This window comes from Streptomyces sp. NPDC051214 (assembly GCF_040682375.1).
GTDB lineage: Bacteria > Actinomycetota > Actinomycetes > Streptomycetales > Streptomycetaceae > Streptomyces.
In genome coordinates, this window is record NZ_JBFBAT010000009.1 from 301,975 (window position 1) to 324,090 (window position 22,116).

Genomic DNA, 22,116 nt, shown 5'->3' on the forward strand with positions numbered 1-22,116 from the left:
GTGGCAGCTCCCGGGAGTGTCAGAGCACGCGCCCCATCAGCACGTCGTCCACGTACACGCCGTCGAGGAAGAACTCACCCGGCAGCACCCCCTCGATCACGAAGCCCTCGGAGGCGTAGAGCGTCCGGGCCGGAATGTTGTGGCCGAGCACCCGCAGCGTGATGCGCCGCGCGCCCTGCCGGCGGGCCTCCTCCACCGCGGCCCTGACCAGACGGCGGCCCACTCCCTTGCCGCGCGCCTCGTCCGCGACGGCGAAGCCCAGGATCTGCCGCACGTGGGCGTTGGCCAGGACGGAGGTGGGATATCCGAGCCGTATGTAGCCGACGACCACGCCGTTCAGCTCGGCGACCAGGTGGTCGTGCGGCCCGAAGCGTTCGCTGAAGAACGGCGGGTACGGAAGCTGCGGGGCAGGCTGTACCGCGTGCAGGGTGGACCAGGTGTCGCGGTCGATGCGGCCGAGGGCTTCTTCGTCGTCCGGCAGAGCGGTACGTATGAGCATGTCCTGCATGGGCGTCACTGTACGACGGCCGCATGACGCCTCCGCGTGGGTTTCCGGGGCAGGATGGCTTCATGGCACCCACCGATCCCGAGCAGTCAGCCCCGTCCTCGCGGCGGTCACGTATCGCCGTGGCCGGTGCGTCCGGCCTCATCGGAACGGCGCTGACACGCGCCCTCGCCGACGACGGCCACGAAGTGGTGCGACTGGTGCGCCGGGCGCCTCGTACGCAGCAGGAGGTGCGCTGGGACCCCAAGAAGGGGTACGTCGACACGGCGGAGCTCGCGGGCTGCGACGCGGTGGTCAACCTGGCGGGAGCCGGGATCGGTGACCGCCGCTGGACGGACGCCTACAAGCAGGAGCTCCGCGACAGCAGGGTGCTCGGCACCACGACGCTCGCCGAGGCGGCGGCCTCCCTCGACGAGCCGCCCCGGGTGTTCCTGTGCGCGAGTGCGATCGGCTACTACGGAGACACCGGTCAGCGTGCGGTCGACGAGAGTGCCCCCTCCGGAGAGGGCTTCCTGCCGTCCCTGTGCGTGGAGTGGGAGGGCGCGGCCGCCGCGGCGCACACGGCGGGCATCCGCACGGTCTTCGCGCGCAACGGACTGGTGGTGGCGCGCGAGGGCGGGGCCTGGCAGCGCATGTTCCCGCTGTTCAAGGCGGGGCTCGGCGGGCGGCTCGGCGACGGCAGGCAGTACTGGAGCTACATCTCGCTGCACGACGCGGTGGCCGCGCTGCGCCACCTGCTCGACACGGAGTCGCTCGCGGGCCCGGTCAATCTGACGGCGCCCGACCCGCTGACCAACCGCGAGGTGACGGCCGCGATGGGCCGGGTGCTGCGCCGGCCCACGCTCTTCGCGGCGCCCGCGCCCGCGCTGCGCGTCGTGCTCGGCGAGATGGCAGGTGACGTGCTCGGCAGCCAGCGGGTGCTGCCGACCCGGCTCCTGGAGTCGGGCTTCTCGTTCGCGTTCCCGGGCATCGAGGAGACCCTCCGCGCGGCGCTGCGGTAAAGGGCCTGCCCCCACTGCAGGTTGTTCCCCCCGGCCGTCGCGCTCCCGCCGCGCTGCACGCCGCGCGCCCGGCGTGCGACCGTGCCCGGTCGATGCGCGACTGCCCCCGGCCGTTCGTGCTCCTACCCTCATGCGGAACTCGGTGATTCCGAAGCCCTGTTGAGGGCATGACGTCCCCAGCAGCCGCGCAACCTCGGGGAGGGGCACGTGCCAGAGCCTGCGCACCATGCGGATGTCGTCATCGTGGGAGCCGGGGTCGCCGGCCTGGCGGCCGCCCATCAGCTGACCAGTGCTGGTGTAACGACCGTCGTCCTGGAAGCCGCCCCTTACGTCGGCGGGCGCATGTCGACGGAGAAGGTCGACGGGTTCCGGCTCGACAGGATCGGGCAGTTGCTCACCACGTCCTACCCCGAGTTGCGTCACACGCCGGGGCTCGACGCCCTCGTGCTGCGGCCCTTCGTGCCCGGCGTCCTGGTCCACAGCGACGGCCGGCACCACCGCGCCGTCGAGCCCACGAGCCCCCGGCGCGCAAGGGGCGCACTCACCGCCGCACGCGCCCTCGCAAGCGCCCCCAGGGGTCCGCGCACCGCACGGACCACGCCCCGCGCCGCCCCTCTCGGCGGCGCGCTCGACCAGGCCAGGCTCGGCGCCGCACTGGCCAGGCTCGCGGCGACGGACCCGAAACGTCTGCTCGCCCGCCCCGAACTCCCCGCCTCGCAGGCCCTCTTCGCCCGTGGCCTGCCCGCGCGCACCGTCACCGGCTTCCTGCGCCCGCTGCTCTCGGCGCTGCTCTGCGACCCGGACCTGACGACGTCGAGCCGCTGCGCCGACCTCGCCCTGCACTCCTTCGCGCGCGGCCGCCTGTGCCTCCCCGAGGGCGGCGCCGAAGTGCTGCCCGAGCTCCTGGCGGCCGCACTGCCGTCGGGGACGGTCCGCACCGGCGTACGCGTCACGGGCGTCTCCACGACTTCCGTCACCACCGCCGAACACGGTGAGGTGCGCTGCCGCGCGGTCCTGTTGGCCACCGATGCCCGAGCGGCGGCCGCCCTGCTGCCCGGCCTGCGCGTGCCGTCCTTCCACCAGGTGACGGTGCTGCACCACGCGGCGCCCGAGCCGCCGCTCGCCGAACCCGCGCTGCTGCTCGACGCAGACCGCTCCGGCCCCGTCGCGCACACGGCCGTCGTCAGCCACGTCGACCCCTCGCGCGCGCCCGCGGGCAGGACGCTCGTCTCGTCGACGGTCCTCGGCCCGCCGCCGGACGAGCGCGCCGTCCTGGCCCATCTCGCCGAGCTGTACGGCACGTCGACGGCCCGCTGGGAATCCCTTGCCGTCCATCACACCCGCGAGGCGGTGCCCGCGATGCCGCCGCCGCACGATCTGCGCCGCCCGGTGCGACTGCTCTCGGGGCTCTACGTGTGCGGCGATCACCGTGACACCAGCACGGTGCAGGGCGCCCTGTACTCGGGCCGCCGCGCGGCGCGGGCCGCACTCGTGGACCTCGGCGTGGACCCCGCCCAGGGCGCGGGGCACCTACCGATGGCGGCCTGACAGCCATCCGACCTCTGGGTCACCCTTGGAAGCCCTCGCGCCCCCACGCGGGGGCTTCCCCCTTTCTCATACGCCCCTCCCAATGCTCCTCACCGAACCTCACCCACCCCTGCAACTTCCCTTGCCACACCGGTACCCCACGGCTACGGTCCCACCGGATCGCCAAGCCGCGGGAGGACTCACGTGCGTCGCACCATCCCGGTGATATCACTCATCCTCGGCCTATTCATGGGAGGTCTATCGTTGCCGACCGCCACAGCAGCCAGCGCAGAAAACGCACGGCCCGAAGGGACCGGCGTACCCTCCGTCGTCCCCCGCCCCACCGACTGGACCGCGCTCGACGGCCGTACGAAGCTCACCGAACGCACCCGCATCCTGATCGACCCGCGCGCCGCATCCACCACGGCGCTCCCCTCGGGCCGCGCCGAATTCCCGGGCCCCGCACGCCAGTCCGTACGCAAGCTCGCCGACCAGCTCCGTACGGAGATCAAGCAGGTCACCGGCCTCACGCCCCGGATCGCCCACACGGGCCGACCGGCCGCGGGCGACATCACGCTCAACCTCACCACCAAGGGCGGCCTCGGAGCCGAGGGCTACGGCTTCGACAGCGCGGGCCCGATCCGCATCGAAGCCGCGTCCACGCACGGCCTCTACTACGGCACCCGCACGCTCCTCCAACTCCTGCGCTCCACGGCCGACGATCACCGCGCCGTCCCCCGCGCCCGCTCCACCGACCGCCCCGCGCAGGCCGTGCGCATGGTCCACCTCGACGCGGGACGCAAGTACTGGAAGATCTCCTACCTGGAGAACCTGATCCGCAGGATGGGCGACCAGAAGCTCAACACCCTCTTCCTGCACCTCTCCGAGTCCGAGGGATTCCGCCTCTACAGCCCGAAGTTCCCGGGCCTCGCCGACCCCGACCACAGCTACAGCCGCGCCGACATCGAACACCTGAAGAGCTTCGCGGCCCGCCACCACGTCCAGTTGATGCCCGGCCTCGAACTCCCCGGCCACGCCACCGTGATCAGCGACGCCTTCGGCATCGGCTTCGGGTCCGGGCCCGGCGCGTGCACCGGCGCGCACACGCACGCGCACCTCACGCCCGACTGGATCATCGACATGACCAGCGACAAGGCCATCGCGAAGTCCAAGGAGATCGTGGACGAGTTCGCGGGCTGGTTCGACGCGCCGCTGTTCTCGATCGGCGCCGAGGAGGTCCCCGGGCAGCTCGCCCAGTGCCCGCGCGTGCAGAGTCACCTGGCCGAGAGCCCGGACGTGGACACGCTCGGCGACCTCCTGAACCGCTACATCAACACCCTTGACGACGTCGTCACCTCGCACGGCAAGCGCACGGCCGTATACAACGGCTCCGAGCACCTCGACGCGCCCCGGCAGCAGGTGCACGCCCCGGTCGTCTTCCTCACCTGGGAGGGCACGGACGCCGAGCCCGCGATCCCCGGCCACGACGAGATCGCCATCGGCCCGTTCTACGACACCCCGAACAACTACCACCACCTGTATCCGGACGAGCCCTGGATGTACGACAGCTGGGCGCCGAACACCGACCCCGACATGCTCGGCTCCGGCGTCACCAACTGGGCCGACTACAACTTCTGGGCCGACGACGGCTACTTCGAGCAGAGCATGGCGGGCGCCCGCGCGATCCTCGCCGACCGCACCTGGAACAAGTCCGCGACGCCGGACACACTCGCCGACTTCCGGGCCCGAGCCGCCCGCATCGGCGACCCCCCGGACACGACGCCCGCCCCGGTGCCACCAAGGGTGGAGGGCCGGCCGAGCCACCACTGGACGTTCGACGACGCCACTTACCCCAGAGGCTGGACGTACGCGGGCAGCCCCGGCAACACGATCCTCGCCCAGGACGTGGCGGGCTCCCTCCCCGGCACCTCGTACATCATCAACAACCCCACCCCGGTGCGGGGCGTGCGCGGCCAGGCCTGGCGCTTCGACTCCGACCGGGACGGCGTGGGCTTCGGCGGTCTCGACGTCGCCGAGCCGTGGACCGTGTCGGTGCAGGTCCGCCCGACGGCCAGGACCGGGGACCAGGTCCTTCTCAGCTCCAAGGCGGGCGCGCTGAAGCTGATGCAGCACGGCACCGGAAAGGTCGGCTTCACGCGCTACGGAGCGGCCGACTTCAGCTTCGACCACACGCTGCCGCTCGACCGCTGGACGCGGCTGACGTGGGTGACGACGCCGGGACACACCACCCTGTACGCCGACGGCAAGCGGGTCGGGTCCGTCGACGCGTCGATCCCCTTGCCGCTGCGGTCCATCGGCACGGAGAAGGCGAGTCTGCGCGGCGACCTCGACGAACTCATCACGTGGGATGAGGCGTTGTCCCCCAAGGAGGTCGCACGCCTGCGCTGAGCCCCGGTTCCGCACAGGTGCACATCCCGCACATGGGTAAGGGGCGGGCCTGCGCAGGCCCGCCCCTTACACACCACCCTCGGATGTCAGCCCAGCGCCGACACCCGGTCGCGATACCCCCGCACCGCCGCGGCGTCGCGGTACGGCTCGAGCCGCCGCTCGAAGTCGCGTACGTACTCGACGGCACGCACCGACCGCATCTCGCCCGCCGCCTGGGCCGCCTCCGCGCCCAGCTGGCAGGCCTGCTCCAGCTCACCGAGGGCCAGCCGCGAGGAAGCGAGCACGACCCGGCAGAACAGGCGGCTGCGGGCGTACCCGGGGGCGCGCAGCTGGAGCGAGCGCTCCGCGTGCTGGGCGGCCACGCGGTACTGCTGGAGGTCCCGGTGACAGTGCCCGAACTCGTCCGCGAGCTGCGCCTCGTCGAAGAACCGCGCCCAGTAGGGGACCTCGTCGCCCGGCCGCGACGTCTCCAGTGCGCGCTCGGCCCGCACCATCGACGCCGTGCACGCCCGCACCTCGCCGAGCACCCCGTGCCCCCGCGCCTCGACCGCGTGCAGCAGGGCCTGTACGACGGGCGGCGCCGATGACCCGACGCCCTGCTGGGCCACCCGGGCCAGCTGTACGGCCTCTCTGCCGTGCCCCAGGTAGACGGCCTGGCGGCTCATGGTGACCAGGACGTACGAGCCGTAGGCGCGGTCGCCCGCCGCCTGCGAGAGCCGCAGCGCCTGGACGTAGTAGCGCTGGGCCAGGCCGTGCGCCGCGATGTCGTACGAGGTCCAGCCCGCGAGGCGGGTGAGGTCGGCGGCGGCCGCGAAGAGCCGCCGCCCGGCCTGTTCGCCGTACGTGCCGCGCAGCATGGGCTCGGCCTCGTGCTCCAGATAGCGCACGAGCGCCTGCCGGGCGTGCCCGCCGCCGTACGCGTGGTCGAGCGCCCGGAAGAGCTCGCCGACGGAGCGCAGGGCCGAGATGTCGCCGCTGGTCACCCTGGCCCCGGCGCCCCGCTCGGGTTCCTTGCGCTGGCGCGGTATGGCGGGCCGGCCCTGGGTGGGGACGCGGGCGGCGCTCGGCGCGTAGTCGCCGCGGCTCACCCGGTCGTCGGCGCGGCCGATCAGCCAGTCCCGGCTGGGGACGACGAGGCCCGCCGGGGTGAACGCGATCTTCCGCAGTTCGGCATGGCTTCCGGAGTCCTTGCGCCAGAGGCCGCCGACGATGTCGATCGCCTCCTCGGGGCTCGCCGCGAACTCAAGCCCGGCGTACACCGGCGCGCAGGCGTCGAGACCCAGATCCTGCGCGGAGAGGCGGCGGCCTAACCGCCGGGTGAAGACCTCGGCGATCAGGGCGGGGGTGGTGCCGCGCGGCTGCTGCCCGCGCAGCCAGCGGGTCACCGAGGTCTTGTCGTACCGCAGGTCGAGACCGTGCTCGAGGCCCAGCTGATCGACGCGGCGCGCGAGCCCCGCATTGGAGAACCCGGCTTCTGAGATGAGCGCGGCTAGCTGGCGGTTGGGGGTGCGCTGCGGAGGTCGTTCCGTCATCAGCTGTGCGGTCTCCTGCCTTTCGGGCGTTGCCTTGAGCAGCCCTTATGGCTCTGTGAACGGCGTGAATGTAGCGGCCCCCACTGCCCTCATCGCGGCCTTCGACCCGCATTCATCCGATCGTGTGAGGATTGACCGGACGACTGACGAGAATCCGCTGCCCGTACAGTGGCTGGGGGCGCGATATGTGCACGGTGCAGGTTCTAGGGAGGCACTTGCCGTGAGTGAGTTTCGGTTCGTCCGGATGGGCTTCGGCCCGGATTCGGTCGAGTACCAAGAGGCCTGGGACGAGCAGCGCCGCGTGCACGCCGCCCGCTTCGCCGACGAACTGCCCGACACGTGTCTGCTGCTCGAGCACCTGCCGGTCTACACCGCGGGCCGCCGCACGCAGGACAGCGAGCGCCCGCTGGACGGCACCCCCGTCATCGACGTGGACCGCGGCGGCAAGATCACCTGGCACGGCCCCGGACAGCTCGTGGGCTACCCGATCCAGAAGCTGCCGCGCCCGGTGGACGTCGTAGCACATGTGCGCCGTCTGGAAGAGGCGCTTATCCGTACGTGTGCGGAATTCGGCCTGGAGACGTCCCGCGTGGAGGGCCGCAGCGGCGTGTGGGTCCTCGGTGACCCCGTGCACGAGCGTCCGGCGCTGGGCGGTCTGACCCTTGACCTCGACCCCCGGACGCAGGACGACGAGTTCGACGCCCGGTTCAACGGTCCGGAGTACGCCCCTTCCAACGCGGGCCAGCGCCGCGAGGACCGCAAGATCGCGGCCATCGGCATCCGCGTCGCCAAGGGCGTGACGATGCACGGCTTCGCGCTGAACGTGAACCCGGACAACACCTGGTTCGACAAGATCATCCCGTGCGGCATCCGCGACGCCGGCGTGACGTCCCTCTCGTACGAGCTGGGCCGCGAGGTCACGATCGCCGAGATCCTGCCCGTCGCCGAGAAGCACCTGCGGGACATCCTCGAGAACGCGGAGCTCAAGCCGCGGACCGTGGAGAGGACCGCCGAGCAGACCGCCGGGCAGACGGTTGAGAGCCCGGAAACCGAGAAGGCGACCGCCTAGAAACCCGGTACGGCCGGGCCTGCCGGGAGCTTCGGGGAATGCACCCCGTCGGCCGGAGGTTGGCCGGACGTCAGCCCAATGACATCACGGGCGTACCCTGGTGTGCGCCGAAGAATCGAAGCTACAGGGAGCCGATGTGTCCGCAGTCGCACCGGACGGACGCAAGATGCTGCGCCTCGAGGTCCGGAACGCCCAGACCCCGATCGAGCGCAAGCCCGAGTGGATCAAGACCCGGGCGAAAATGGGCCCCGAGTACACCAAGATGCAGAACCTCGTGAAGAGCGAGGGCCTGCACACGGTCTGCCAGGAGGCGGGCTGTCCCAACATCTACGAGTGCTGGGAAGACCGCGAGGCCACCTTCCTCATCGGCGGCGACCAGTGCACCCGGCGCTGCGACTTCTGCCAGATCGACACGGGCAAGCCGCAGGCCCTCGACCGCGACGAGCCGCGCCGCGTCGGTGAGTCCGTCGTCACGATGGACCTGAACTACGCCACGATCACCGGCGTCGCCCGCGACGACCTGGACGACGGCGGCGCCTGGCTGTACGCGGAGACCGTGCGCCAGATCCACGCGATGACGGCCGAGCGGGCCGAGGGCAAGACCAAGGTCGAGCTGCTCATCCCCGACTTCAATGCCGACCCCGACCAGCTGGCCGAGGTCTTCTCCTCGCGCCCCGAGGTCCTCGGGCACAACGTGGAGACGGTGCCGCGCATCTTCAAGCGGATCCGCCCCGGCTTCCGCTTCGAGCGCTCGCTCGAGGTCATCACCCGCGCCCGTGAGGCCGGCCTGGTCACCAAGTCGAACCTCATCCTGGGCATGGGCGAGGAGCGCGCGGAGATCAGCGAGGCGCTGCACGCGCTGCACGAAGCGGGCTGCGAGCTCATCACGATCACGCAGTACCTGCGCCCGACGCCGCGCCACCACCCCGTGGAGCGCTGGGCCAAGCCGCAGGAGTTCGTGGAGCTGAAGGAGGAGGCCGAGGAGATCGGCTTCTCCGGCGTCATGTCGGGACCGCTGGTCCGCTCCTCGTACCGCGCGGGCCGTCTCTACCAGATGGCGATCGAGAAGCGTGGGGCGTACGTGGCCTCGCAGGCGGTGTGATCCCTGCGCCGCCCCGGGCAGCGGGCGACTGTGTGAATCGGCGCACAAGTGACTACTGGCGAGTAGTGGCCGAGATGACGCGGCCTCTACGGTCCCCGCAGGTGAGGGGGACCGTAGAGGCCGCGTCAGTGTTTTGCGGTTCCGCGTCAAGGCTTCATCCGGGTTTGACCGGTCGGTCACGCCCTGGTAACACCAATCAGTGACCCTGGAATCACCCCACGTACAGCCCTACCCATAGCCGCCCAGGAGGGCCCCACCATGCAGGCCGCGCCCGTACGCGCCACCGCCATCCCGTCCGTCACCGACGCGCTGCGTGCCGTCGAGTCGATTCTCATGAGCAGCGGTCAGCGCACCGCTCGCCGCAACGCCTGGACGTCCGTGCTCGACGACCGGCGCCGCGCCAAGGACCGGGCCGAGGCGCTGCGTGTGCTCGAAGAGGCGATGACAACCCGCACGTCGTAGTCACCTCCAGGGGCACGTAGACTTCACGACATGGCGAGGAAGGAAACCGCGGCGGACGCCGCGAACCCCGGGCGACTCAAGCAGATCGCTCAGACCTACAAGATGACCCGCAGGGCCGATCCGCGGATCGGTCTCATCATCGCGGCTGTGGGAATCGTCACCTTTGGTGTCTTCCTCGGAATCGGCTTCTTGATCGGTCACCCGATCTATCTCGGCATTCTCGGCTTTGTGCTCGCCTTCCTCGCGATGGCGATCGTCTTCGGGCGCAGGGCCGAGCGTGCCGCCTTCGGGCAGATGGAGGGCCAGCCCGGTGCGGCGGCCGCGGTGCTCGACAAGATCGGCCGCGGCTGGACGACGACCCCGGCGGTGGCGATGAACCGCAGCCAGGACGTCGTGCACCGCACGGTCGGCAAGGCGGGCATCGTGCTCGTCGCCGAGGGCAACCCGAACCGGGTGAAGAGCCTGCTGGCCGCCGAGAAGAAGCGGATGGCGCGTGTCGTCTCGGACGTCCCGGTCCACGACGTGATCGTCGGCACCGGCGAGGGCCAGGTCCCGCTGAAGAAGCTGCGTACGACGCTTCTGAAGCTGCCCCGCGTCCTTCAGGGCCCGCAGGTCACGGCGACGAACGACCGGCTGCGCGCGATGGGCGACCTGATGAGCAACATGCCGCTCCCGAAGGGGCCGATGCCCAAGGGTGCGCGCATGCCCCGCGGTGGCCCGAAGATGCGGTAGTCGCCCGCCTCTTTCCACCTCTCCTGTCTCTACGTACGGCGAAGGCCCCGGAACCGATCGGTTCCGGGGCCTTCGCCGTCTGCGCGTTCGGGCGGGCTCAGATGCGTACCTGGACGGCGCGTCCGAGGCGGTCGTGGAGGCCTCGGCCGTCGCGGTCCCAGATCAGGGCCGGGACGGCGACGCAGAGCAGCACGCTGCGGATGAGGACGCGGACGAAGCCGAGCCTGCCGCCCCCCTCGGCGATGACCCGCAGCCGGAAGAGCGCCTTGCCGGGGGTGCAGCCGACCGTGCCGACCGTCAGGACGGTCATGACGAAGAAGATGCCGAGGGCCCAGTTGCCCATCGCCTGCTGGTCACCGCGAGCGAACAGGCCGTATGCGATGAGCATGCACAGGGCCCAGTCGACGACGATGGCGCCCATGCGCCGTCCGGGCCGCGCGATCGATCCCGGCCCCTCCTCCGGCAGGCCGAGCTGCTCGCCCCGGTACCCGAAGTCGACCCCCGCGTCCTCTGCCGCCGCACGAGGGCCGGAGAGCCACGATCCGATTGCTTGCCTGTTGTCCACCCGTCCACGGTACTGCGCCCGATTTCGTACGAGGACGGGCGGGGTAGGGCGAATGACACCTGGCGCGAACCCGCCTCGGTTAACTTCCGCGAAACAAATGGGTCATGCTTGAGAAATCCCCCGTCCCTATGGTCGGGTCCCAGCGTGTGCCACCGCACTGGCCGCACAACGAGCTGCAACCCCGTCCCCGCCTGGGGGTCGGGAGTAGGAGGAGTTGGATGTTCCAGAACGCCGACGACGCAAAGAAGTTCATCGCGGACGAGGACGTGAAGTTCGTAGATGTCCGGTTCTGCGACCTGCCCGGAGTGATGCAGCACTTCACGATCCCGGCAGCGGCGTTCGACCCGAACGAGGAGCTGGCGTTCGACGGGTCGTCGATCCGCGGCTTCCAGGCCATCCACGAGTCCGACATGGCGCTGCGCGCGGACCTGTCGACCGCCCGGGTCGACCCCTTCCGCCGCGACAAGACCGTCAACATCAACTTCTTCATCCACGACCCGATCACGGGCGAGCAGTACAGCCGTGACCCGCGCAACATCGCCAAGAAGGCCGAGGCCTACCTCGCGTCGACCGGCATCGCGGACACCGCGTACTTCGGTCCCGAGGCGGAGTTCTACGTCTTCGACAACGTCCGCTTCCAGACGTCGGCGAACGAGAGCTTCTACCACATCGACTCCGAGGCCGGCGCCTGGAACACCGGTGCGGTCGAGAACAACCGTGGCTACAAGGTCCGCTACAAGGGCGGCTACTTCCCCGCCCCGCCGGTCGACCACTTCGCGGATCTCCGCGCGGAGATCTCCCTGGAGCTGGACAAGAACGGCCTCCAGGTCGAGCGCCAGCACCACGAGGTCGGCACCGCCGGCCAGGCGGAGATCAACTACAAGTTCAACACGCTGCTCGCCGCGGCCGACGACCTGATGCTCTTCAAGTACATCGTGAAGAACGTCGCCTGGCGCAACCAGAAGACCGCGACCTTCATGCCGAAGCCGATCTTCGGTGACAACGGCTCGGGCATGCACGTCCACCAGTCGCTGTGGGCCAACGGCGACCCGCTGTTCTACGACGAGCAGGGCTACGCCGGTCTCTCGGACACCGCCCGCTACTACATCGGCGGCATCCTCAAGCACGCCCCGTCGCTGCTCGCCTTCACGAACCCGACGGTGAACTCGTACCACCGCCTGGTCCCGGGCTTCGAGGCGCCGGTCAACATGGTGTACTCGCAGCGCAACCGCTCCGCGGCCATGCGTATCCCGATCACGGGCTCGAACCCGAAGGCCAAGCGTGTCGAGTTCCGCGCGCCGGACCCGTCCTCGAACCCGTACCTGGCGTTCTCGGCGCTCCTGATGGCCGGCCTCGACGGCGTCAAGAACAAGATCGAGCCGCCGGAGCCGATCGACAAGGACCTCTACGAGCTCGCCCCCGAGGAGCACGCGGGCGTCGCCCAGGTCCCGACCTCCCTCCCCGCGGTCCTCGACGCCCTCGAGGCGGACAACGAGTACCTGCAGGCGGGCGGCGTCTTCACGTCCGACCTGATCGAGACGTGGATCGACTACAAGCGGACGAACGAGATCGCCCCGATCCAGCTGCGGCCGCACCCGCACGAGTTCGAGCTGTATTTCGACATCTAGAACGGCCGGTGCCGGGTGAGCCCGGCGCCGCAGCAGCATGGACGATGGGCCGTCTCCCAGAACGGGGAGGCGGCCCGCTGTTCTCTCCCCCCACGATCTGCCCAGCCCCAGCCCCAGCCCCAAACCCAGCCCCTGCCTAGGTGAGCGCCCCACATGAGCGAAAAAGTGACATTCCCGAGCGTCGTCGGCCCCGCACTGGCCGGGGTGATCGATCTGCCGGAGGGCGAGGTCCGGGGCTGGGGGCTCGTCGCGCATGGATTCACCCTGGGCAAGGAATCGCCGGCCGCCTCGCGCGTCAGCAAGCAGCTGGCGCGCGAGGGGATCGGCACGCTGCGCTTCGACAATCTCGGGATCGGGGACTCCGAGGGCGACTGGGGGGACGGTTCCTTCACGGTAAAGGTGCAGGACACCGTCCGTGCCGCGGCTTTCATGGCGGAGCGAGGGACTCCCGTGGACTTGCTGGTGGGGCACTCGTGGGGCGGCGCCGCCGCCATCGCGGCCGCGTGCGACATCCCCGGCCTGCGCGCGCTGGCCACGATCGCGGCGCCCGTCGACCCCAGTCATGTCGAGCGGCAGTACGACTCCGTGCTGGATCGCGTCCTCAGTGACGGCGCGCACGAGTGGTTCGTCGGCGGGAGGACGCTGGTCCTCAAGCGCGCCTTCGTCGAGAATGTGCGCCAGGCTCATTTGCGCGACCGGATCAGCGAGGTGGACGTTCCGCTCCTCGTGGCGCATTCGCCCACCGACTCCACCGTCGACATCTCCAACGCCGCGGAGATCTTCCAGGAGGCACGGCACCCGCGCAGCTTCATCTCGCTCGAAGGCGCGGACCATCTGCTGACCGCGCGAGGACAGGCGCAACGGGCCGCTCACATCATCAGCGCCTGGGCCGACCAGTACCTCGACGAGCCACGGCCCTAGGGCAGCCAGGGCCCGCGTAATTCGGGCGACCGCCGCGGGTGCCGCACCCTACGATCGCCGTCTCGGTGGTCGGGGCGGGGAGGCGGTGGCGATGAGCTGGGTCGACGGGGGTAGGGACAGCGAGCTTCTGCGGGTTGTCCGTGGGACTCCCTTGCGGGACGTGCTGGATGTTTCGGAGCCTTCCGCCTGGATCACGTTCGATGTCGACGTGCGCGGACTGTATACGCGCTGGGACGAGTTGGAGCCCGGCGAGAGTCGGACCGCGCTCGATCTGTGCGCCTACGACGGCCGCGTGCGCGAGGCCGCGTTGCGGCGGGCCGGGGCGTATCCGGTGCTCCTGCCGCTGGTCGTCATTCGCTGCGCCGACTGGGCCGCGCCCGTACGGGAGAAGGCGCGCGGCATGGTGCGTGAGGCGCTGCCCCGGCTCGGTGCCGGGGAGTTGGCCGCGCTCGTGCCCGTGGTGTTGCGGGTGGGGCGCCGGGAGCGCGGGGTCTTCGGTGTGGGGCTGTTGCGGGAGGTCCTGAGCGGGGCGGCGGGCCGCGCCCGTCTGGTGCCGATGCTCGGCCACGTGGACCCTGCGGTACGCCGCTTCGCTCATCGCATCGCTGTCGACGAGCAGGCCCTGTCGACGGCGGAGCTGGCCCGTACTGCCGCTCACGACAGCGATGTCGTCGTCCAGAACCTCTGCGCCGACGCCGCGCTCGCGGGTGTGCGGGAGGGGGATGAGCGTGCGTACGAGTGTGTCGTCTCGCCGTTGCTCGCGGCGCGCAGCCCCCGTGTCCGGTCCGCAGGGGTCACCGCTCTGCGGCGCGTCGGGCGGGCGCTGGAGGCCCGGTCGTATCTCGTCGATCGTTCGGCGCTCGTGCGGGCCTGCGCCCGTTACGTGCTGAAGCAGGCCGGGGTCGATGCGTTGCCGCTCTACCGGGAGTGGTGTGCGGAGCCCGGTGACCCGGCTCTGCCGCCCGGTGCGGCCGTCGGCCTCGGCGAGTGCGGTGCGCGTGAGGACGCCGAGTTGCTGCTGCCGCTGCTCGGGCACCCGGAGCCGGCGGTACGGGCGCGTGCCGTGGCCGGGCTGCGGGTGCTCGACGTCGCGGTCACCGAGCGGTTGCGACCGCTCCTGGACGACCCCGCACCCGCCGTCGCCCGCGAGGCCTGCGCGACGCTGCTGCCCTCCGCCCGGCAGCTGCCCACCGAGTGGTTGATGGCACGCATCGATCCGGAACTGCCCCGGCCCACCCGCGTCGCCGCCTTCCGACTGCTCTGCGCGCAGGGCGGTGCCGGTCAACTGCAAGCAGCCAAGGCTTTGCTGAAGGATGCCGACGCCAAGCTCCGGTTGCGGGCCGAGCAGGTCGTCCGGGGGCGCTGACACCAGCGGCTTAGGGCTCAGGGGTGTAGGAAGCGGATCGTCGGGTGGGTTTCCGTTGGGGGGTGCGTGACCTTTGCTCGTACCCCGTACACCTTTGCGATCAGTTCTTCCGTGATCACTTCGGATGGTGTGCCCGACGCGTGGGCCGCGCCCTCGTGGAGGACCAGTACGTGGTCGCAGAACATGGCCGCCAGGTTGAGGTCGTGGAGGGCGATCACGCTGGTCAGGGGGAGGTCCGAGACCAGGGCCAGGAGGTCCAGTTGGTGGTGGATGTCCAGGTGGTTCGTGGGTTCGTCCAGGAGGAGTTCCCTGGGGGTCTGGGCCAACGCCCTTGCTATCTGGACCCGTTGGCGTTCGCCGCCGGAGAGCGTGTGCCAGGACTGGGCCGCGCGGTCGGACAGGCCCGTGCGCGCCAGGGCCTCCCGTACCGCCTCGTCGTCCCGGGCTGTCGGAGCGGACCACGCCCTGCGGTGCGGGATGCGGCCCAGGCGTACGACTTCCTCCACGGACAGCTCGACCTGCGTCGTGGCGTCCTGGTCCACCACCGCCACCCTGCGCGCCACCGTGCGGCGGCCCACGTCCCGGAGTGGTGCGCCGTCCAGCGTGACCACCCCTGACGTCGGGGCCAGTACGCCCGCCAGGATGCGCAGGAGAGTGGACTTGCCCGAGCCGTTCGGGCCGAGCAGACCGACCGTGGCTCCGGGGGGCGGGGCCAGGGTCACTCCGTCGATGATGAGGTGGCCCGCGGTCGTTCTGGTGATCCTGTCCGCCCGCAGGCCGGGTCCGGTGTGCGCGGTCATGTTGTCCTGCCCGTCTTCCTCGTGCGGTAAAGGACCAGGACGAACGCCGGGACACCGATCAGCGACGTCACCACCCCCACCGGAACCTCCTGGGGGTCGAGGACCGTGCGCGCCAGCGTGTCCACCCACACCAGGAACACCGCGCCCGCGAGCGCCGTGACCGGGAGCAGGCGTGCGTGCCCGGCACCGACCAGCGCGCGGGCAGCGTGCGGCAGGACCAGGCCCACGAAGCCGATGGCGCCCGCACTGCTGACCAGTGCCGCCGTGAGCAGGGCCGTGACGGAGAGCAGCAGGAGGCGGGTGCGGGCCACGTGGACGCCCAGTGTCGCCGCCGCGTCCTGGCCGAACGCGAACGCGTCCAGGGTGCGGGCCTGCGTCAGGCAGACGGCGAGGGCCGCGAAGAGCACCGCCGCGCACAGCGTGACGTCCGTCCAGCCCACCCCGCTCAACGAGCCGAGCAGCCAGAACAGGACACTCCGCGTCGTCTCCGCGTCGCCCGATGTCAGGATCACGAACGAGGTGAGCGACGAGAAGAGCTGCATGGCCGCGACCCCGGAGAGCACCACCCTGTCGGCGCTTCCGCCCAGGCTGTGGCTGAGCAGCAGCACGAGCGCGAAGGAGACGACGGCCCCGACGAAGGCGCCCGCCGAGACCGACACCGCTCCCCCGCCGACCCCCAGGACGACGATCGCGACCGCGCCCGTGGACGCCCCCGAGGAGACACCGAGCACGAAGGGGTCGGCGAGCGGATTGCGCAGGAGGGACTGGAGGACGGTTCCGCAGACCGCGAGGCCCGCGCCGCAGACCGCCGCGAGGAGCGTGCGCGGCATGCGCAGGTTCCAGACGATGCCGTCCCGGATGGGCGTCAGCTTCGCCTCCCCCCAGCCGAGGTGCGCCGCGACCGCCGACCACACGTCGGGTACGGAGATGTCCGCGGGGCCGATGGTGACGGCCACCGCCACGGAGAGGGCGAGGGCGGCGAGGCCCGCCGTCCAGAGCAGGGCGGAACGTATGCCGCCCGCGGCGGCCGTCCTCACTTGTCGAGGCCGAACTCGCGCAAGGCGGCGGCGACTTGCTCGATGCCGTCCACCGTGCGGATCGTCGGGTTCATGGCCTGGCCGCTCAGGAGTACGTACCGCTTCTTCTTCACGGCGGTCAGGTTCTTGGTGACCGGGTTGGACTCCAGGAACTCGATCTTCTTCTTCGCGCTCTCGGCCGTCTGCGACTTGCGCGTGAGGTCGCCGATGACCAGGACGTCCGGGTCGCGGTCGGCCACCGTCTCCCAGTTGATCTGGGGCCACTCGTCGCGGGTGTCGTCGAAGACGTTCTTCACGCCGAGTTCGCGGGTGATGATGCCCGGCGCCCCGCAGCAGCCTGCGATGTAGGGCGCGTCGGAGTTGGCGAACCAGTAGAGGAGCGACGTGTCGGAGGCGGCATCAGCGTTCTTGATGGGCTTCGCGGCCTTCGCCACCCTGCCCTTGAGCTGCGCGATCAGCCGTTCGCCGCGCTTCTCGACCCCGAACGCCTTGGCCAGGTCCCGCACTTCGCCGTAGACGGTGTCCATGGTGAGCGTCTTGACGCGGCTGCCGTCGCCGTCGCCGCTGTTGTCCTTGCCCGCGCAGTCGGAGGGCGAGACATAGGCGGGTACGCCGAGCTCGGCGAACTTGGCGCGGTCGGCGACGCCGCCCTTGCTGACCGTCGCCACGAAGGAGGCGGTGACGAAGTCCGGTTCCTTGGCGAGGACCTTCTCGAAGGAGGGGTAGCTGTCGGCGAGCCGGTCGACCTTGGCGTTGTCCTTCTCCAGGCCCTTGAGCACCGGGTCCGTCCACGTCCCGGTGCCGACCATGCGGTCCGCGAGGCCGAGGGAGAGCAGGATCTCCGTGGAGCCCTGGTCGAGGGAGACCGCCCGCTGCGGCGGCGCCTTGATCTCCGCCTTCTTGCCGCAGGAGGTGAGGGTCAACGGGTAGCCGGCGGCCTTGTCGTCCGTGGCGGAGGAGGTCGTGGAGCCGCCTCCGCACGAGGTCAGGGTGACGGCCAAGGCCGTGGCGAGAAGAACAGACGTACGTACACGACGGACGACAGACGTACGTACACGACGGGCAATGGAGGACACGAGATCCCTTGAGTCTCACGGCTCATACGCGGAGCCTGGCCTGCTTCGTCACCTCCGCCGCCCGGTACGCGGACGAAGGTGCCAGCAGGTCTTCGGACTCGGGGATCGGCCGGGCGGGGCGCCTTCCCAGGCGTCCATGGACGCCCAGTGGCCGTGGCCCCGCCCGTTCCCCCTCACCGCTGCGCGTCAGTTCCGGATTCGCACCGGATTCCCTGGCCCTGGTGTGGGTTGACTGGCGTGCGCAAGCTATCACGCGAGGTCAGGACGGCTGCTGGGGCCTCGGTGCGCCGCGGTAGGTGCCGAAGGACCATTTGTTGCCCTCGGGGTCGGCGATGGCGAACTCCCGGCTGCCGTACGGCTGGTCCTCGATCTCGCGGATGATCTCGACGCCCGCGGTGCTGAGCCGCCGGTAGAGGTCGTCCACGTGGTCGGTGACGACGTACGCGCCGAAGGTGCCGGGCTTCAGGCACCAGCCCTGGGACTTCTCGTCGTACGAGCCGAGCATGATCGCGCCGCCCTCGGGCCAGTCGAGCTCGGCGTGGGCCACGCGGTCGCCGTCCTCGTAGACGGCGGTGCGCAGGAAGCCGACCGTGCCGACCAGGAAGTCGATCAGTGCGGGGGCGTCGTGCGCCTGGAGGGTCGGCCAGACGGCGGGGGCACGCCCCTCGGCGTCGGGGGCGGAGGCGGACCGGGGCTGCTGGTTCTGCTTCTCGGTGGTGTTCATGGGGCCTACTCTTCGCCCCCGCCATGGCTCCCGGCTTGGATATTCCGGCACTCTTCGGCCAGCCAGGCGCTGGGGCTCGCGCCGGTGTACTGGCGGAAGTCGCGCACCAGGTGGGAGTGGTCGTAGTAACCGCACTCCGCGGCGACGCGGGCCAGGTCGGGGGCCGCGCCCGCCGCGACGGGGCGTACGACGGCGTTGCGTGCGCGCTGGAAGCGCATCAGGCGCCCTGCCTGCTTGGGGCTCAGGCCCGTCTCGGCGCGGAAGAGGGTGGTGAGGCGGCGCTCGCTGAGCGCGACGTGCCGGGAGAGCCCGCGCAGGGTGCCCACGCCCTGGTGCCGGGCCAGCCAGGCCCAGGCCTCGCCGACCTCGGGCCGTACGGAGCCCGCGGAGGTGGCGTCGGCCGCGCGCTGCCGCAAGTAGGCGGACAGGGAGGCGAACCGCTCCTGCCAGCCGCCCTGTTCGCACAGCAGCTCCCGCAGCTCGGCGGCGCGCCGCCCCATCACCTCCGCGCCGGGCGTCACCAGCTCACCGGCGAGTTCCGCCGCCGGTACGCCGAACAGGGCGCGGGCGGCCAGCGGGTGCACGGCGAGCTGGATGCCCGCTTCGTGCTCGGGCCGTACGACGTACGCCGGGGTCTGGTGGAGGCCGCCGATGACGATGTCCGTGCGGACGGCGCCCCAGGTGCCGGCCTGCTCGGGGGTGGCGCCGGTGACGACGAGGCCGTCCAGCGAGAAGATCAGCGTCAGGTACGGGGACGGCAGGCCGCGGTGAACGCCCGGCCGCTCGCCCCGGGTGCGGTAGCCGACGGCGGACACCACCATGCCGTCGAGCCGCGGGGCGGCCCGCACGAACTCCCGGGAGACGCTCTCCATGTCTTCCAGTATGCGAGGGAAGCCGCTCCGGAGCAGGCCCGAAAGCGCGGCGCGCGTCTGCGTGCAGGGCGTTCGTCTCCCCTACCCGCGCACGGAGGTCCCATGCCCGTTCCGTCCGGTGATGTCGATCATGGGAATCCTCGGTGTGACCCCATACGATGACCCGCCGCTCCGGACGGGGCGCAGACCGCTCTCAGGGGGCACCGAACCATGGCATCAAAGGCAAAGGGCAAGCTGGCCGTCATCGGCACGACGGGCGCGCTCACCGCGGCCGTTCTCGCGGGTACGGCGCTCTGGCCGAGCAAGGACGCGACGGCCGCGGACGCCTCCGCGAAGACGGCGCGGGCGGCGAAGGCCGCGACGTCCGAGCTGAAGCACTGGCCGAAGCCGGTCGCGAAGAAGCTCGGCAAGGTCATCGCGAAGAACGAGGACAAGGGCGCGTACGCGGTCTTCGACGCGGACAACACGACGTACCGCAACGACCTGGAGGAGTCCCTCCTGCCCTTCCTTGAGATGAAGGGGGTGCTGACGCGCAAGTCGATGGACCCGTCGCTGAAGATCATCCCCTTCAAGGACACGGCGAAGCACAAGGAGAGCCTCTACAGCTACTACAACCGGCTCTGCGAGGTCGACGACCAGGTCTGCTACCCGTGGGTCGCGCAGATCTTCTCCGGCTTCACGCTGAAGGAGCTCAAGGGGTACGTCGACGAACTCCTCGCCCGCGACGAGCCGATCTCCGCCGAGTACTACGAGGACGGGAAGCTGACGAAGACCGAGGTGAAGCCGCCGCAGTTCTTCACCGGCATGCAGGAGCTCCACAAGTCGCTGCGCAAGCACGGCATCGAGGTCTACGTCGTCAGCGCGGCCAGCGAGGACCTGGTGCGCATGGTCCTCTCCGACCCGAAGTACGGCTACGACGTGAAGCCGGAGAACGTCATCGGCGTCGGCCTGCAGCTCAAGAACCGCAAGACCGGCGAGGTCACCAGCTCCCGCAAGGAGATCGCGGAGGGCCGCTTCGACCAGAAAAAGCTCGCGGGGCATGAGCTGACGCCGAACCTGTGGGCGCCGATGACCTGGTACCAGGGCAAGCCCGCGGCCATCAACACGTACATCGACGAGTGGAAGAAGCCCGTCCTGGTGGCGGGCGACACCCCCAAGAGCGACGGCCCGATGCTGTTCCACTCGGCGGACGTGGAGCACGGCGGGGCCCGGGTGTGGGTCAACCGCAAGGACGCGTACATGAAGGAGCTGGACGGGATGAAGCGGAAGAACGCCGACCGGCAGCGGGAGCTCGGTCAGAAGGTCACCGCGGACAAGCGGTGGCTGACGGTGGTCCCGGACGAGATCCGCTAGGCGCCTGAGGCTGTTTCTGCTTCTCCGCCTTCCCGGCCCGCGGCGGCGACCAGGCCCGAGGAGATCGCCTCGGTCAGCGCCGCGTGGTCCCGGGCGTTCTGCGCGGTGTAGAGCAGCGCGAAGTCCGCTACCGCCCGGTCGAAGGTGTCGGCGCCGCCCAGGTAGGCGGCGATGGCGATGCGGTCGCCGGAGCGGGCGTGGGCGCGGGCCAGGGCCGTGCCGCAGAGGCGGGCGTAGGAGCGCAGTTCCGCGGGGGACATGGACTCGACGTCCGCGGAGCCCTTCATGTCGCGCAACTGGCGCCAGTAGAAGGCACGGCCCTGGGGGCCCGTCATCCAGCCGAGGAAGATGTCGCCGGCCGCCTGGAGGAGGCGCTGGCCGGCGACCACCCGGTGGCCGGGGTGGACGTACGGGCCCGCCGGGAGGTGTTCCTCGACGACCGAGCGGACCGCCTCCTTGATCTGGAGGAAGAGCGGGTCCCCGGCGTCGCGCCCGGCGAGGAGCACGAGATAGCAGCGAGTGCCGACGCTGCCCACGCCGACGACTTTCCGTGCGGCGTCCACGAAGTGGTAGCGGTCCAGGAGGAGTCGGCGCTCCTCGGAGAGCGTGGAGCGGTAGTCGCCGAAGATCTTGCGGAGCGCGGCGAGGTCCGCGGCACTCACGGGTTCGATGAGCGGCGGGTCGTGGATGATGCGGCGGACGCCGGGGGCTCCTTCGACCTTCTCGGTCAGCTTGCCGAGCGCCTGCAGGTTCGTGCGGCGGCGGGCGCGGTCCATGGCGCTCGCCGCGCGCTTGCGGTGTCCGGCGGAGCGGATGAGCGGCAACAGGTCGTGGGCGTCGGTCCGTTCGTACCAGACCGCGAGTTCGCCGAGTCCGGCAAGACGTCTCATGGAGGTGCGGTACGCCGCCACCGCCGCGAGGCAGGCCGCGCGGGCCGCGCCCCGCGGGTGGCCGTTGTCGCGGGATGCCACGGCGATGCTCGCGGCCAGGCGTTTGACGTCCCACTCGAAAGGGCCGGGGCAGGTCTCGTCGAAGTCGTTCAGGTCGAAGAGCAGGGCACGCTCCGGCGAGGCGAACAGGCCGAAGTTCGACAGGTGGGCGTCGCCGCAGAGCTGGACCGTCAGGCCGGTGTCCCACTGGACGGCGAGGTCCCCGGCCATGACGGCGGCGGCGCCCCGCAGGAAGGAGAACGGGGAGGCCGCCATGCGCGCGTACCGGATGGGCAGCAGGTCCTGGACGCGGTCCGCGCCCTGCCGCTCCAGGACGGCCACCGGGTCGGCGCGGTCGGCGGAGGGTATCCACGCCCCGTGCGAGGAGCGGGAGGCACGCTTGCGGGCGGCCTTGCCCTGGCGGGCACGCTCTTGCGGAGTGGTCATCGCCCCACGCCCCTCTCCGTCGGCGGCACCCGGCAACAGCCTCCCCTCAGGAGCAGCCA

General features: G+C 70.9%; 20 protein-coding genes and 1 riboswitch. Of the genes, 11 read left to right on the top strand and 9 right to left on the bottom strand.

Annotation, left to right across the window (positions count from 1 at the left end; genetic code table 11):
• Positions 1 to 19: 19 nt before the first annotated feature.
• The gene (locus AB0M70_RS25030; RefSeq protein WP_365822903.1) at positions 20 to 508 is read right to left on the bottom strand and encodes a GNAT family N-acetyltransferase; all 489 of its coding nucleotides are present in this window, start codon (positions 506 to 508) and stop codon (positions 20 to 22) included.
• 62 nt (positions 509 to 570) lie between these two features.
• On the opposite strand from AB0M70_RS25030, the gene AB0M70_RS25035 reads away from it, so the two are divergent.
• From AB0M70_RS25035 to AB0M70_RS25045, 3 genes are all read left to right on the top strand, one after another.
• Complete coding sequence (locus tag AB0M70_RS25035; protein ID WP_365822905.1) at positions 571 to 1,506, top strand: TIGR01777 family oxidoreductase; 936 nt, start codon at positions 571 to 573, stop codon at positions 1,504 to 1,506.
• Positions 1,507 to 1,713: 207 nt separating this feature from the next.
• Positions 1,714 to 3,054: an NAD(P)/FAD-dependent oxidoreductase gene (locus AB0M70_RS25040; protein WP_365822907.1), complete on the top strand. Its 1,341-nt coding sequence runs from the start codon at positions 1,714 to 1,716 to the stop codon at positions 3,052 to 3,054.
• 243 nt (positions 3,055 to 3,297) lie between these two features.
• Positions 3,298 to 5,442, top strand: coding sequence for a family 20 glycosylhydrolase (locus AB0M70_RS25045; RefSeq protein ID WP_365822909.1), 2,145 nt, complete (start codon positions 3,298 to 3,300; stop codon positions 5,440 to 5,442).
• 86 nt (positions 5,443 to 5,528) lie between these two features.
• On the opposite strand, the gene AB0M70_RS25050 is transcribed toward AB0M70_RS25045, so the two are convergent.
• Positions 5,529 to 6,974 carry a regulator gene (locus tag AB0M70_RS25050; protein WP_365822911.1) on the bottom strand — a complete coding sequence of 482 codons (1,446 nt, stop codon included), beginning with the start codon at positions 6,972 to 6,974 and terminating at the stop codon, positions 5,529 to 5,531.
• A gap of 220 nt (positions 6,975 to 7,194) precedes the next feature.
• Here AB0M70_RS25050 and lipB point away from each other — a divergent pair, with 220 nt between their 5' ends.
• The 4 genes from lipB (at position 7,195) to AB0M70_RS25070 (ending at position 10,339) form a co-directional block, all read left to right on the top strand.
• Positions 7,195 to 8,043 carry a lipoyl(octanoyl) transferase LipB gene (gene lipB, locus AB0M70_RS25055; protein ID WP_365822913.1) on the top strand — a complete coding sequence of 283 codons (849 nt, stop codon included), beginning with the start codon at positions 7,195 to 7,197 and terminating at the stop codon, positions 8,041 to 8,043.
• Between the two features lie 136 nt (positions 8,044 to 8,179).
• The gene (locus AB0M70_RS25060; RefSeq protein ID WP_365822915.1) at positions 8,180 to 9,145 is read left to right on the top strand and encodes a lipoyl synthase; all 966 of its coding nucleotides are present in this window, start codon (positions 8,180 to 8,182) and stop codon (positions 9,143 to 9,145) included.
• Positions 9,146 to 9,403: 258 nt separating this feature from the next.
• Positions 9,404 to 9,607 (top strand): hypothetical protein, encoded by a 204-nt coding sequence (locus AB0M70_RS25065; RefSeq protein ID WP_363208335.1) that lies wholly within the window; start codon positions 9,404 to 9,406, stop codon positions 9,605 to 9,607.
• A 30-nt stretch (positions 9,608 to 9,637) separates the two neighbouring features.
• Entirely contained in the window at positions 9,638 to 10,339 is a 702-nt protein-coding gene (locus tag AB0M70_RS25070) for a DUF4191 domain-containing protein (RefSeq protein WP_363208336.1), read from the top strand.
• Positions 10,340 to 10,436: 97 nt separating this feature from the next.
• Here the strand turns inward: AB0M70_RS25070 and AB0M70_RS25075 are convergent, their stop codons facing one another.
• Complete coding sequence (locus tag AB0M70_RS25075; protein ID WP_365822917.1) at positions 10,437 to 10,904, bottom strand: RDD family protein; 468 nt, start codon at positions 10,902 to 10,904, stop codon at positions 10,437 to 10,439.
• Between the two features lie 218 nt (positions 10,905 to 11,122).
• Between AB0M70_RS25075 and glnA the strand changes: the two genes are divergently transcribed.
• The 3 genes from glnA (at position 11,123) to AB0M70_RS25090 (ending at position 14,819) form a co-directional block, all read left to right on the top strand.
• Positions 11,123 to 12,532: a type I glutamate--ammonia ligase gene (gene glnA / locus AB0M70_RS25080; RefSeq protein ID WP_365822919.1), complete on the top strand. Its 1,410-nt coding sequence runs from the start codon at positions 11,123 to 11,125 to the stop codon at positions 12,530 to 12,532.
• A 153-nt stretch (positions 12,533 to 12,685) separates the two neighbouring features.
• Complete coding sequence (locus AB0M70_RS25085; RefSeq protein WP_365822921.1) at positions 12,686 to 13,453, top strand: alpha/beta fold hydrolase; 768 nt, start codon at positions 12,686 to 12,688, stop codon at positions 13,451 to 13,453.
• A gap of 208 nt (positions 13,454 to 13,661) precedes the next feature.
• On the top strand, positions 13,662 to 14,819 hold the full coding sequence (locus AB0M70_RS25090) for a hypothetical protein (RefSeq protein ID WP_365822923.1): 1,158 nt from the start codon (positions 13,662 to 13,664) through the stop codon (positions 14,817 to 14,819).
• Positions 14,820 to 14,836: 17 nt separating this feature from the next.
• On the opposite strand, the gene AB0M70_RS25095 is transcribed toward AB0M70_RS25090, so the two are convergent.
• The 5 genes from AB0M70_RS25095 to AB0M70_RS25115 all read right to left on the bottom strand — a co-directional run bounded on the left by AB0M70_RS25095 (position 14,837) and on the right by AB0M70_RS25115 (position 19,328).
• A complete protein-coding gene (locus AB0M70_RS25095) occupies positions 14,837 to 15,619 on the bottom strand; it encodes an ABC transporter ATP-binding protein (RefSeq protein ID WP_365822925.1) in 783 nt (260 codons plus the stop codon).
• On the bottom strand, positions 15,616 to 16,656 hold the full coding sequence (locus tag AB0M70_RS25100) for an iron chelate uptake ABC transporter family permease subunit (RefSeq protein WP_365822927.1): 1,041 nt from the start codon (positions 16,654 to 16,656) through the stop codon (positions 15,616 to 15,618). The genes AB0M70_RS25095 and AB0M70_RS25100 overlap by 4 nt, the downstream gene beginning before the upstream one ends.
• Positions 16,653 to 17,657 (bottom strand): ABC transporter substrate-binding protein, encoded by a 1,005-nt coding sequence (locus AB0M70_RS25105; protein ID WP_365822929.1) that lies wholly within the window; start codon positions 17,655 to 17,657, stop codon positions 16,653 to 16,655. Before AB0M70_RS25105 ends, AB0M70_RS25100 begins: the two co-directional genes overlap by 4 nt.
• Positions 17,658 to 17,797: 140 nt before the next feature.
• A riboswitch (cobalamin riboswitch) is annotated at positions 17,798 to 17,984 on the bottom strand.
• 7 nt (positions 17,985 to 17,991) lie between these two features.
• Positions 17,992 to 18,456, bottom strand: a complete 465-nt coding sequence (locus AB0M70_RS25110; RefSeq protein WP_365822931.1) for a VOC family protein — start codon at positions 18,454 to 18,456, stop codon at positions 17,992 to 17,994.
• Positions 18,457 to 18,461: 5 nt separating this feature from the next.
• Positions 18,462 to 19,328, bottom strand: coding sequence for a helix-turn-helix domain-containing protein (locus AB0M70_RS25115; protein ID WP_365822933.1), 867 nt, complete (start codon positions 19,326 to 19,328; stop codon positions 18,462 to 18,464).
• A gap of 210 nt (positions 19,329 to 19,538) precedes the next feature.
• On the opposite strand from AB0M70_RS25115, the gene AB0M70_RS25120 reads away from it, so the two are divergent.
• On the top strand, positions 19,539 to 20,681 hold the full coding sequence (locus tag AB0M70_RS25120; RefSeq protein WP_365822935.1) for a haloacid dehalogenase-like hydrolase: 1,143 nt from the start codon (positions 19,539 to 19,541) through the stop codon (positions 20,679 to 20,681).
• On the opposite strand, the gene AB0M70_RS25125 is transcribed toward AB0M70_RS25120, so the two are convergent.
• Entirely contained in the window at positions 20,678 to 22,057 is a 1,380-nt protein-coding gene (locus AB0M70_RS25125; protein ID WP_365822937.1) for a DUF2252 domain-containing protein, read from the bottom strand. The two genes, AB0M70_RS25120 and AB0M70_RS25125, sit on opposite strands and share 4 nt — an antisense overlap.
• Between the last annotated feature and the right edge of the window lie 59 nt (positions 22,058 to 22,116).